Here is an 11733-nt window from a genome sequence, read left to right as displayed (position 1 = left end):
TTATTACGCCTTAATGGATATGTAGCCGTCTGATGTCATTTCTTTCGCTTTTTTTATGACCAGATATGCTGAATATCCGCTGTTTTCCTGAAATTCATCTGTAATTCTTTTTTCATCTGCCTTACCTGGTACGATTTGTTTAAATCTGCGGTAGGAGCCCATAAATTGTTCTTTTTGTACCTTACCTTCGTAGGCTTTTTCTACAAATTCAAAAAATTTAACTACATCAATAATTTCCTCAGTACTCCAGCCGCTGTCCATCGGATATGAGTAATTCATGCTGTCACCTGCTATTCGTTATTTTTAACCTCTTAATAAACCTGCCCGCTGATTTCTGCTTCCGCATTGGACTTTAATCAAAAAAAGCCTGGTTAATATGCGGGACCGTTTCAGCTGCCGAACCAATTATACGCTTCTGCTTGTTCATAAAAATTTTACCAGTTTCTTTCACTGTCTGCCTCATTTTTAATCATTTATGGCAGATTTAAAGAAATGCATTTACCTTTAAAGCCTGCAATCTCAGCTTATTTTTTATTATCTTGCCCATTTCCTTCTTATTTCTTCCGATTCTAATATCATTCTTTCAATAAGTTCTGCGGAAGATGGAATATCGCGGATAAGCCCCATCACCTGTCCAGCCCATGCATATCCATCTTCTTTTTGGCCCTCATAAATGAAACGGCGATTCGCTTCACCCCTGATATAGTTTTTCAGCTCCTCATATCCTCCATTCTCCTTCTCAATGCCGAGGATCTTATCTGTCCAGGTATTTGAAAGAGCTCTCCCTGGAGCACCCAGGGACCTTTTAATAACCACTGTGTCATATTCGCTGCCATGAACCAGTGCATTTTTATAGGCATCATGGGCATGGACGCACTCTTTAGTCGCAATAAACCTGGTGCCCATTTCTATGCCTTCCGCTCCGAGTGAAAGTGCCGCCATTAGTCCCCTTCCATCACCAATGCCGCCTGATGCGATAACAGGAATAGAAACGGCATCAACAACCTTTGGAATAAGCACAGCAAAACCAATATCATCCCTTCCAAGATGGCCACCGCCTTCCTGGCCGACTGCCATGACAGCATCGGCGCCAGATTCTTCAGCTTTAACTGCCTGCCTTCTTGATGCTACAAGAACGAGCTTCTTGACACCAGTGCCCTTCAAATGACTCAGGAAAGGGGCAGGATTTCCCCCAGTGACTGAAATAGCGGGAACTCCTTCACTTAAAGCTGCTTCAAGGAAATGTTCATAGCTTCTGCCGTGCTGTCCAATGGCAAAATTCACACCAAAGGGGTTTAAAGTCTTAGATTTTGTTTTGCGGATTTCTTCCCTGAGCTCTTCTGGCGACTCAAGGGACATCGCTGTTACCTGCCCTAAACCTCCTGCATTTGAAACTGCTGAGGCAAGTTCAGAATAAGCCAGATGTGCAAGGCCTCCCTGCACGATCGGGTATTTTATGCCAAGAATCTCTGTCACTCTAGTTTTCCAGTTCATTCCGCTCCCCCATTATCCTTTATTCGACTTAATGCATCATATAAAATCAGTTTATAGAAGTTAATTCAGAAACTCTAGAGAAAAATACCTCTCGCATAAATATTCATAATTCGGTTATATAAAGCTGCCTTTGCAAAAAAAAAAGAATCGCTAGGCAAAGTTCTTTATCCATGCTATAATTCTTCTTGTTTTACGCGAAAATTTCTTATAAAGAGGTGTCATAAAGAATTGTCACAGTATGAAACACCCTTATTTACAGGCCTGATTAATCATGCAAAAAAAAATCCAATTCAATTTCACATACCAGGCCATAAAAAAGGACAGGGAATTGACTTAGAATTCCGCAATTTCATTGGAGAAAATGCCTTGTCCATCGACTTAATCAATATTGCACCTTTAGACGATCTCCACCAGCCTAAAGGAATTATAAAACAAGCACAAGATCTTGCTGCAGAAGCTTTCGGAGCAGATCATACGTTCTTTTCCGTTCAGGGAACAAGCGGTGCCATCATGACAATGGTCATGGCTGTCTGCGGACCTGGGGATAAAATCATTGTTCCCCGGAATGTTCATAAATCAGTTATGTCGGCTATTGTATTTTCTGGCGCTGTTCCAATCTTCATCCATCCTGAAATTGATAAACAGCTTGGTATTTCGCATGGAATTACAACTGAATCGGTAGAGAAGGCACTTGAGCAAAATCCTGATGCAAAAGGTCTCCTGGTTATTAATCCGACGTATTTCGGAGTTTCTGCAGACTTAAAGAAGATTGTTGAAATTGCCCATTCCTACAGTGTGCCAGTATTAGTAGATGAGGCACATGGCGTTCATATCCATTTCCATGACGGATTGCCGATGTCTGCCATGCAGGCCGGAGCTGATATGGCAGCTACCAGTGTCCATAAACTGGGCGGCTCCCTGACTCAAAGTTCTGTATTGAATGTAAAAGAGGGGCTGGTTTCCCCCAATCATGTACAATCTATTTTAAGCATGCTTACAACTACCTCTACGTCCTACATTTTGCTGGCATCATTGGATGTTGCCCGGAAACGCCTTGCAACAGAAGGCAGGGAGTTAATTGACAAAGCCATCAAACTTGCAGACCATATCCGTTATGAAGTAAATACAATTCCGAAACTTACTTGCATCGGCAAAGAAATACTTGGAAGCAAGGCTACCTTTGACTATGACCCGACAAAGCTGATCATATCAGTGAAAGAGTTGGGCATATCAGGTTATGATGTAGAAAAATGGCTTCGCGAGAAACATAATATCGAGGTAGAACTATCGGATTTATACAATATCCTTTGCCTTGTCACAACAGGCGACACAGAAACCGAAGCCGAAATTTTAATCAACGCCCTTAGAGATTTGGCTGAGGAATTTAATCATTATCAAGGAGAAAACCAGGAAATTTCTGAAGTTATGCTTCCTGATATCCCTTTGCTCGCCCTTACTCCAAGAGATGCATTTTATGCATCTACAGAGGTAGTTCCAATCGAAGAATCCGCAGGCAGAATTATCGCGGAATTCATCATGGTGTATCCGCCGGGAATACCCATTTTCATTCCTGGCGAAATTATTACCGAAGAAAATATTGCCTATATAAAGAAAAATATTGAAGTGGGCTTGCCTGTCCAAGGTCCTGAGGATAGTGAACTAAAAAAACTCCGGGTCATTAAAGAACGTAAAGCAATCATTTAAATAGGCTGTATTCGCAAACTTAGCATTCTGAAACAACGTGGCTCATTTCAGTTTCAGGATGCTTGCTTTTTGCTGGATTAGCGGAAGTCCCGCAATCACAGACAGCACTACTTAAGTAAACACCTATCAATAAAAGCAAATCCCTTGCTGCACTAAAGAAAGCCGCCCAACCCGGGCGGCTTTCTTTGGTTTGCTTGCTTACTCCATCTCTTTTTCTATATCATACTGGCAGGTACCGCAATGTGAATACAAAACACTGACCTTTTCATCTTCGTAATGCTCAATTGTATTGTTGCAGGTTTGGCAAATGATTGTTCCCATATTTACAGTCTCCCTTCAAATTATCTAACAAATGAAAGCGCTTTACTCTTCTATTTCTCTATAATAATATAACACATTTAAAATATCAAGCTTAATTGTATGTCACATTTATTTTTTTAGGGATTATCTTTATTAATTCTGCATATCATGAATAGGCCTGTTTTATGACAAACTCTTCTATATCTCATCAGCAATAAGGTGTAAAATGATAACGCATACATTGAAATCGTCTGCCCTGTTGAACATCCTGCGCATTTCCTCTGACTTGTCCCGGAATTAAAGAATTAATGTGAAGACAGAAAGGAGAATGTATCATGCCTGAAAGTGCATTTATCAAACTTGTGCCGCAATCTAACAAACAGAGTATCACCATAGAGGAAGTGAAAGACCTTTTCCGCAATTATATATCCCTTAGCGAAAAAACAGGAAAACAAATAGAATGGGATTATCAGAACTCAGCATTTCCTTATAAAATGGAAGTGGTCGATCAATCACAAGAAAAATGGATCAGGTTTGTTTCAAATCAGGACCGCTATAATGGGATGCTGGCAGGAATTAATACTGAAAAGATAGAAGATCAAACAGGAACAGAAAGAATTCAATCTTATATTCAAATTAAACTAGTACCTGCCTCCACTTACGGAGATAAAGGCAAAGCCAATGAATACTGCAGGTTTATTGCTAAAAAATTAAATGCTGAACTTCACCTTTTCAATAAAAGAATAATGTATTTTTATCCGCGCAAATAAGTAATGCAAGGTTGTTTCATAACCGTTTAATTTTCATAATAAAAAACCGTCTCAATAGTTGTGCATTGAAACGGTTTTTTTATTTAGGTTCTTTTCTTAAAGATTGTTGCTATTAATATGTTCCGCGAATCGGAAAGCGAGCATCCCGCAGGGGAAATCAGCACCTTGTTCCATAGCAGCAAAGTTTACGAAAACAGCTTTCTTATTTTCGATTTCTTTTGCGTATAGACAGCATCAAATTTTTCAATCAGCCTACAGAGTTTCTATCAAAGCAGGATCAATGATATCATACCCCTTTGCCTGATAGCCCTGTACAATGTCCTTGATTGCTTCGCTAGTCCATTTTCTGTCATGCATAAGCAAATTGGCGCCGCTGGTTAAATATGGTGTGTTTAGCATGATTTTTGTTATGGCAGCCTTACTTTGATACTCTTTCACCCAGTCATATCCAAATGACCAGTTCATTAAAATCATTTTTTGCTGTGCAGCAATTTTCTTCGAATAGTCCGTATTCTGTCCAAAAGGAGCCCGGAAAAATTTTGGCTGTTCACCCGTAATGGATTTAACAAGAGTATTTAATTTAACGATTTCATCTTTCTGCTTCGCTTCTGTAAGATCTTTTAACCCAGTATGATGGTAAGTATGATTGCCGATCATAAAGCCCATATCATGTATGGCTTTCAGCTTTTCCCTGCCTTCTTCGCTTTCCAGGAAATGACCGTTCACAAAAAAGATTGCTTTAACATGAAGAGACTGAAGAGTTTTGGCTATCTCCAATGCATACTTGTCGGGAGAATCATCAAATGTAAGCAGTACGGCTTTTGGATTGGCCTTTGAAATCGGTTTAAGCGACCATGTAGCCGGATTCAGGCGGTATTGAGGAGCTGGTTTTTCAGCAGTCTGCACCGATTGCGCCATAGCATCCTTGCTGTTTTCTTTTTTCTTAATGCCAGTTCGTTCTGTGTCTTTTTTTTCATTTTTTTGTGCGGATTGGGCTGTTTGCCCGCCAGTCCCCTTTTCCGTGACCGGCTGTTTGGCATCCTGCTGGCCGCACGCACTTAATATTAAAAAGATTGAGAGTGCTGCAATACTGAAAGCTAACTTCTTCAATGTCTGGCCTCCCTGTTCCAAAATTGCCTGTCCTTCCCTTTGCATCCTCATGCAGGAGGGATATAATACTTTTCCATATTATCTATACTTACACAGAACAGGATAATTTTGCAAATTACAAGCCCCGATTAGGAGTAAGGCATGACAATTTTCAGTAAAATCTGTACAGCACCGTAGAAAAACAAACTGATTCCTGTTATAAGGATCGTTTTTTTATTAGACTTTAGAATCGAATTGCCAATATAAATCGCAAGATAGGAAAAAATCAGGAACATTAGTATTTTAAATAATAGCTTATCATCCACAGATAGCCATTCTACAACTGTATAACCGCTCCAGACTATAAGCTGAAAAAGGAAAACTACATAATTTTTCAAGGTATCACCCTCGCTAAAGTATAAACTGCAAAGCGCTAAATCCTATATTGCATCTTATAAGTCCCCACCTGGTAATTTCCTTGCCTAAATGTTCAGCAATATCATGTTTTTCTACATTTTCCTGCTTGTACCTCTATTTTTGCAGTTGTGTATCATTTAAATGACACGGCGTTTTAGGCAGATTTTCATGTTAAAATTAATTTATTCTCAATTAGCAGCTAAGTTATCATATTTCTACAGATGATAAACTATCAATTTGTGATTATCTTAAATTTCGCAGGGATGAGAAGCTCCCTTTATCTGAAATAACTATCGTATTAGAAAGGGGTTTATCATGAAAAATAAATTAATGTTACTGATTTTTCTTCCATGTTTTTTCCTGATTCTTTCCTCTTGCACTCCAGGCCAAAATCCTTCGGCACATTCCTTGCCTAAGTATAAAGATAAGATTGTTTTACTCTCTAATGAATCCAATTATATGTCTGAAAATGCATATTATGATGCCCTTCTGGAATTTATCAGCAAACATCCCGCACAATCCGGAAAACTTAAGAAACTGAATTTTGACAACCATAAAAAAGATTGTAAAACTCTCAACATAAAAGAAGCTCCGGCGTTGGTCATTCTTTCTAAAAATGGTAAAGTTCTCAACCGGATATCCGGAACAAATGTCACAAAACAAGCCATAATGAAAGCTATCCAAAAAACCCTATAAAGTAAAGTATCTGGTATTAGGCTGAGAAGTTCAGCTGATGACGACCCGCTTATACTTTAATTTGCTGTCTGACAACGAAGGATATCTATCGGTATAAACACAAAAAAAATGCGCCTGCTAACAGCAGACGCACTTTTTTGTGTTTATTTATTTTACGATATGGATTGGCATACCAAGTGCAACCTCAGCTGCCTCCATTGTAATTTCTCCCAAAGTCGGATGTGCATGAATGGTCATAGCAATGTCTTCTGCAGTCATGCCAGCTTCAATTGCCAATCCCAGCTCCGCAATCATATCAGAAGCTCCGGCTCCGGCGATTTGCGCACCGATTACCAGTCCATCTTCTTTGCGTGTAACAAGCTTCATAAAGCCTTCAGCACTGTTTAATGAAAGAGCTCTTCCATTAGCTGCAAACGGGAATTTTGATCCAATAGCGTCGATTCCTGCATCTTTAGCTTCTTTTTCGGTATAGCCTACAGAAGCAAGCTCCGGTTCAGAAAATACAACAGCCGGAATTGCCAGGTAATCAATTTCAGAAGCATGTCCTGAAATTGCTTCTGCAGCAATCTTGCCTTCGTAAGAGGCTTTATGCGCTAAAGGAGGTCCTGTAACGATATCACCGATTGCATAGATGTTTTTGATATTTGTACGGCACTGCTCATCTATTTCAATCAGTCCGCGATCAGAAACCTTGATTCCAAGCTGCTCTAATCCCATTTCCGCTGTATTCGGGCGTCTGCCGACTGTTACAAGCACATAGTCAGCTTCCACTTTCTTTTCTTCGCCTTTAACTTCGTAAGTGACAATTACGCCATTTTCTGTTTCTTCCACACTCTTGGCACTTGCTTTTGTTACAATTTCTGCACCCTTTTTCTTAAGGTTGCGTTTTACGAGAGATGACATTTGCTTTTCAAATGAAGCAAGGATTTCATCCAGTCCCTCTAAAATAGTAATTTTTGTTCCAAGGTTGGCATATGCTCCGCCAAGCTCTGTTCCAATATATCCTCCGCCGATTACAACCATTGATGAAGGAACTTCTTCAAGTGCAAGAGCACCCGTGGAATTCAGAACGCGCTTTGAATATTTGAAAGCAGGAAGTTCAATCGGAGTAGAGCCAGTAGCAATGATTGCATTTTTAAATGTGTATGTTTGTGCAGAATCGTCATTAATTACACGAATACTGTTTTCATCCACAAAATATGCTTCTCCACGAACGATATCTACTTTATTGCCTTTCAGAAGAGTTTCCACTCCACCGGTAAGCTTATTAACAACGCTTGCTTTCCAGTTTTGGACCTTGGAAAAATCAAGTTTCACATTTTCAGCTGTTATCCCCATCTCATCTGAATGCTGTGCTTGCTCAAAACGATGTCCTGCAGAAATCAAGGCTTTTGAAGGAATGCAGCCTACATTCAAACAAACTCCGCCAATCGAACCTTTTTCAACAATTGTTACTTTTTGTCCAAGCTGGGCTGCACGGATTGCCGCAACATATCCGCCGGGACCTGCACCAATGACTAAAGTATCTGTTTCAATCGGAAAATCTCCTACTACCATTTTTTACGCCTCCATTAACAAAAGTTCTGGGTCGTTAAGCAATCTTTTTATATGATTAAGAGCATTTTGTGCTGTAGCACCATCAATAATCCGGTGATCGAAGCTAAGAGATAGAGCCAATACCGGAGCAGCAACAATTTCGCCGTCACGGACAACCGGTTTTTCCGCAATGCGGCCGATTCCAAGAATGGCTACTTCAGGATGATTGATTACAGGAGTGAACCATTGTCCGCCTGCAGAACCAATATTGGTGATTGTGCAAGAAGCGCCTTTCATTTCATCTGCTGCCAATTTTCCTTCACGGGCTTTAGTTGCCAGTTCATTAATTTCATTTGAGACAGCAAAAGTAGATTTGCGGTCTGCATCTTTTACTACAGGAACCAGAAGTCCTTTTTCAGTGTCTGCTGCAATTCCTATATTATAGTAATGCTTATGGACGATTTCGCTTGAAGCATCATCAATAGATGTATTTAGTGCCGGGAATTCACGCAATGCACTAGTTAAAGCTTTGACCACATAAGGAAGGAATGTTAATTTTATTCCCTTTTGAGCAGCAATTTCTTTGAACTTCTTGCGATGTGCAACAAGTTTGTCTACGTCCACTTCATCCATCAGCGTCACATGAGGAGCCGTCTGTTTAGAATGAACCATCGCTTTTGCAATCGCTTTTCTGATTCCGCTCATTTTTTCCCTTGTTTCAGGATATTGGCCTTCAGGGATTGCTGCTGCTTTTGCAGGAGCTTTTTCCTCTTTAGCTGTTTCCTGGACAGGCTGTTCTGTCTGAGCTTGTTCCGCTCCGCCATTTGCGAAAGCATCAATGTCGCTCTTCATAACCCGTCCATTATCACCAGTTCCTGAAACCTGGCGGATGTCTATTCCTTGTTCTCTTGCATATTTGCGTACGGAAGGCATGGCAATGACACGGCGATTAGGATCTGCATCTGCCTGCGGTCGTGCTCCTGCACCAGTGGTTTCTTTTTCTTCCTGCTTAGAAGCCTCTTCCTTATCCACTTCCTGGCCAGCTTCTCCAGTAGATTGAACTTGTGCTTCCGTGCTTGATTTTCCTTCTTCTTCATCGTGATGGCCCTTAAATTGAAGGTTTTCGTATCCTGGTGCATCGAAAGTTACCAGAATGTCGCCAACAGTGGCAACCGTTCCTTCTTCTACAAGGACTTCTTCAACTGTGCCGTCAACTGGAGATGGTATTTCAACGACAGCTTTGTCATTTTGAACTTCGCAAAGCACATCGTCTTCTTGGATCTTATCTCCTGGTTTTATGAACCATTTTACTATTTCACCCTCGTGAATACCTTCACCGATATCTGGGAGTCTAAATTGGAATGACAATGAATTCACCCTCCTATTTTTTAAATCAACATTCAGCAGGAACATAGCTAGTATCTGTCATCTAATAGCTTTTGCCGCAGACGTTTTAGAAAAATGAACTGCTTAAGGGAAACACCCGTAAGCAGACATCTTAGTTTATTAGAAATTCAGAACTTTTTTCGCTGTTTCAATTACATCTTTATAGTTTGGAAGCCAAACAGGCTCTGCCTGTGAAAATGGATAAATCGTATCTGCTGCAGCAACCCGGAGAACCGGTGCTTCAAGGCTTAAGATAGCGCGCTCATTTATTTCTGCCACAACATTTGCTGCCACACCTGCTTGTTTTTGCGCTTCCTGCACAACGATTGCACGGCCGGTTTTTTCTACAGAAGCAATGATTGTTTCAATATCAAGCGGAGCAATCGTGCGAAGGTCAACCACTTCAACTGAAAAACCTTCTTTTTCAAGCTCTTCTGCAGCTTTGAGAGACTCATGAACCATAGCTCCGTAAGTGATGATGGAAAGGTCTTTACCTTCACGTTTTACATCAGCTTTGCCAAGAGGAATAGTGTATTCTTCTTCAGGCACCTCTTCACGGAAGGCACGGTATAATTTTAAATGTTCCAGATAAATGACCGGGTCATTATCACGGATAGCAGAGATAAGAAGCCCTTTGGCATCATAAGGTGTTGAAGGTACAACAACCTTCAATCCCGGTGATTGGGTCATTAGCCCTTCCAGGCTGTCTGAGTGCATTTCCGGAGTATGAACCCCTCCTCCAAATGGAGAACGGACTGTAATCGGCATATTGTAGCGGCCGCCTGAACGGTAGCGCATACGTGCCATTTGTCCTGCAACTGAATCCATTACTTCGAAAACAAAACCAAAGAACTGGATTTCAGGAACCGGACGGAAGCCTTGAAGCGCCAGACCGATTGATAGTCCGCCAATACCGGATTCAGCAAGCGGTGTATCAAATACACGGTCCTCGCCGAATTCTTTATGCAAACCTTCTGTTGCACGGAAAACTCCGCCGTTGACACCGACATCTTCCCCGAACACAAGAACGTTTTCATTATTGCGCAATTCTGTGCGAAGTGCATCAGTAATCGCTTGTATCATTGTCATTTGAGCCATGGCTTACTTCGACTCCTTTTCTTTATAAATTTCATATTGTTCTTTTAAATTAACAGGCATTTCTTCGTACATGATTTCCATCAGATCTGTCACTTTTTGTTTTGGAGTTTCATCAGCAATCTTAATTGCTGCCTTGATATCTTCTTTTGCTTTATCAATTGTCTCGTTTTCCATCTGCTCGTTCCAGATTCCTTTTCCTTCAAGGAATTTACGGAAGCGCACTAGCGGATCCTTAAGTTCCCACTCATTGTCAAGGTCTGAGGTACGGTAGCGGGTCGGGTCATCGCCTGCCATGGTATGCGGGCCGTAACGGTATGTCAATGTTTCGATAAGTGTAGGGCCTTCACCATTGACAGCGCGTTCACGAGCCTCTTTAACAGCCCTATAAACAGCAAGAGGGTCCATTCCGTCTACCTGGATGCCCGGAATACCTGCAGCAACTGCTTTTTGGGCCATTGTTTTTGAAGCAGATTGTTTTTCGACTGGAGTTGAAATCGCAAAACGGTTATTTTGAACGATAAAGATAGCTGGCGCACTAAAAGCTCCCGCAAAGTTCATGCCTTCATAAAAATCACCCTGTGAAGTACCGCCGTCTCCTGTATATGTAACAGCAACTGCTTTTGCACCACGTTTTTTCAAACCAAGAGCTACTCCGGCAGCTTGTACAAACTGTGCTCCGATGATAATTTGAGGAGAAATGACGTTAACTCCCTCTGGGATCTGGTTTCCTTTGAAATGACCGCGTGAGAATAGGAATGCCTGGGCAAGCGGAAGGCCATGCCAGATGAGCTGCGGCACATCACGATATCCTGGAAGAATAAAGTCTTCCTTTTCCAAAGCATACTGAGATGCTAGCTGTGAAGCCTCTTGTCCGGCAGTCGGAGCATAAAATCCAAGCCTTCCCTGTCTATTTAAGGAAATGGAACGCTGATCAAGAATACGTGTATACACCATACGCTTCATTAATTCCTGAAGCTGTTCATCTGTTAAATCAGGCATTGCATCTTTATTGACTACTTCGCCTTCTTCGTTCAGTATCTGTAAGGTTTGAAACTGTTCTTCAACAACATCAAGTTGTTTTTTGACATCAAATTTAGCCTGTTTCGTTTTGGAAGCCATCTGTGCCACCTCATCCTTTCAATAAAAGGGTTAAATTAATCTATAAAGCATTATTGATCTGCTCAGGGATCAAAATCCAGATCATTATATGTTTCCCTATAACTTTGTCCGTAAACACGAAGAT

At 41.0% G+C, this 11733-nt stretch carries 12 protein-coding genes; 3 read left to right on the top strand and 9 right to left on the bottom strand.

Features of this window, described 5'->3' with window-relative positions:
- Positions 1 to 3: 3 nt before the first annotated feature.
- Both BM126_RS02850 and BM126_RS02845 read right to left on the bottom strand, forming a co-directional pair.
- The gene (locus BM126_RS02850; RefSeq protein WP_090987942.1) at positions 4 to 279 is read right to left on the bottom strand and encodes a UPF0223 family protein; all 276 of its coding nucleotides are present in this window, start codon (positions 277 to 279) and stop codon (positions 4 to 6) included.
- 255 nt (positions 280 to 534) lie between these two features.
- A complete protein-coding gene (locus BM126_RS02845; protein WP_090987940.1) occupies positions 535 to 1494 on the bottom strand; it encodes an NAD(P)H-dependent flavin oxidoreductase in 960 nt (319 codons plus the stop codon).
- A 228-nt stretch (positions 1495 to 1722) separates the two neighbouring features.
- On the opposite strand from BM126_RS02845, the gene BM126_RS02840 reads away from it, so the two are divergent.
- The gene (locus BM126_RS02840; protein ID WP_090987939.1) at positions 1723 to 3198 is read left to right on the top strand and encodes an aminotransferase class I/II-fold pyridoxal phosphate-dependent enzyme; all 1476 of its coding nucleotides are present in this window, start codon (positions 1723 to 1725) and stop codon (positions 3196 to 3198) included.
- A gap of 198 nt (positions 3199 to 3396) precedes the next feature.
- On the opposite strand, the gene BM126_RS02835 is transcribed toward BM126_RS02840, so the two are convergent.
- Entirely contained in the window at positions 3397 to 3519 is a 123-nt protein-coding gene (locus BM126_RS02835) for a GapA-binding peptide SR1P (RefSeq protein ID WP_083392247.1), read from the bottom strand.
- Between the two features lie 314 nt (positions 3520 to 3833).
- Between BM126_RS02835 and BM126_RS02830 the strand changes: the two genes are divergently transcribed.
- Positions 3834 to 4268, top strand: a complete 435-nt coding sequence (locus tag BM126_RS02830) for a DUF1885 family protein (protein ID WP_177201289.1) — start codon at positions 3834 to 3836, stop codon at positions 4266 to 4268.
- Positions 4269 to 4520: 252 nt separating this feature from the next.
- On the opposite strand, the gene BM126_RS02825 is transcribed toward BM126_RS02830, so the two are convergent.
- Positions 4521 to 5378 carry a polysaccharide deacetylase family protein gene (locus tag BM126_RS02825; protein WP_256212959.1) on the bottom strand — a complete coding sequence of 286 codons (858 nt, stop codon included), beginning with the start codon at positions 5376 to 5378 and terminating at the stop codon, positions 4521 to 4523.
- Between the two features lie 128 nt (positions 5379 to 5506).
- Entirely contained in the window at positions 5507 to 5755 is a 249-nt protein-coding gene (locus BM126_RS02820; RefSeq protein WP_090987934.1) for a hypothetical protein, read from the bottom strand.
- A gap of 334 nt (positions 5756 to 6089) precedes the next feature.
- Between BM126_RS02820 and BM126_RS02815 the strand changes: the two genes are divergently transcribed.
- Positions 6090 to 6470, top strand: coding sequence for a thioredoxin domain-containing protein (locus BM126_RS02815; RefSeq protein WP_090987932.1), 381 nt, complete (start codon positions 6090 to 6092; stop codon positions 6468 to 6470).
- 147 nt (positions 6471 to 6617) lie between these two features.
- Here BM126_RS02815 and lpdA read toward each other — a convergent pair whose 3' ends face one another.
- The 4 genes from lpdA to pdhA all read right to left on the bottom strand — a co-directional run bounded on the left by lpdA (position 6618) and on the right by pdhA (position 11609).
- Entirely contained in the window at positions 6618 to 8027 is a 1410-nt protein-coding gene (gene lpdA / locus BM126_RS02810) for a dihydrolipoyl dehydrogenase (protein ID WP_071351689.1), read from the bottom strand.
- 3 nt (positions 8028 to 8030) lie between these two features.
- Positions 8031 to 9374, bottom strand: coding sequence for a dihydrolipoamide acetyltransferase family protein (locus BM126_RS02805; RefSeq protein WP_090987931.1), 1344 nt, complete (start codon positions 9372 to 9374; stop codon positions 8031 to 8033).
- Between the two features lie 138 nt (positions 9375 to 9512).
- Positions 9513 to 10490, bottom strand: coding sequence for an alpha-ketoacid dehydrogenase subunit beta (locus BM126_RS02800; protein WP_071351691.1), 978 nt, complete (start codon positions 10488 to 10490; stop codon positions 9513 to 9515).
- A gap of 3 nt (positions 10491 to 10493) precedes the next feature.
- The gene (gene pdhA / locus BM126_RS02795; RefSeq protein WP_090987929.1) at positions 10494 to 11609 is read right to left on the bottom strand and encodes a pyruvate dehydrogenase (acetyl-transferring) E1 component subunit alpha; all 1116 of its coding nucleotides are present in this window, start codon (positions 11607 to 11609) and stop codon (positions 10494 to 10496) included.
- Between the last annotated feature and the right edge of the window lie 124 nt (positions 11610 to 11733).

The sequence above is a fragment of the Bacillus sp. OV322 genome (assembly GCF_900112495.1).
Lineage (GTDB): Bacteria > Bacillota > Bacilli > Bacillales > DSM-1321 > Peribacillus.
This window is presented reverse-complemented; position numbering and strand designations above follow the sequence as displayed.

Excerpts from the sequence above, each read along its gene's own strand:
- BM126_RS02850 (WP_090987942.1), bottom strand. The coding sequence starts at position 279 with ATGAATTACTCATATCCGATGGACAGCGGCTGGAGTACTGAGGAAATT.
- BM126_RS02845 (WP_090987940.1), bottom strand. The coding sequence starts at position 1,494 with ATGAACTGGAAAACTAGAGTGACAGAGATTCTTGGCATAAAATACCCG.
- BM126_RS02835 (WP_083392247.1), bottom strand. The coding sequence starts at position 3,519 with ATGGGAACAATCATTTGCCAAACCTGCAACAATACAATTGAGCATTAC.
- BM126_RS02830 (WP_177201289.1), top strand. The coding sequence starts at position 3,834 with ATGCCTGAAAGTGCATTTATCAAACTTGTGCCGCAATCTAACAAACAG.
- BM126_RS02815 (WP_090987932.1), top strand. The coding sequence starts at position 6,090 with ATGAAAAATAAATTAATGTTACTGATTTTTCTTCCATGTTTTTTCCTG.
- lpdA (WP_071351689.1), bottom strand. The coding sequence starts at position 8,027 with ATGGTAGTAGGAGATTTTCCGATTGAAACAGATACTTTAGTCATTGGT.
- BM126_RS02800 (WP_071351691.1), bottom strand. The coding sequence starts at position 10,490 with ATGGCTCAAATGACAATGATACAAGCGATTACTGATGCACTTCGCACA.
- pdhA (WP_090987929.1), bottom strand. The coding sequence starts at position 11,609 with ATGGCTTCCAAAACGAAACAGGCTAAATTTGATGTCAAAAAACAACTT.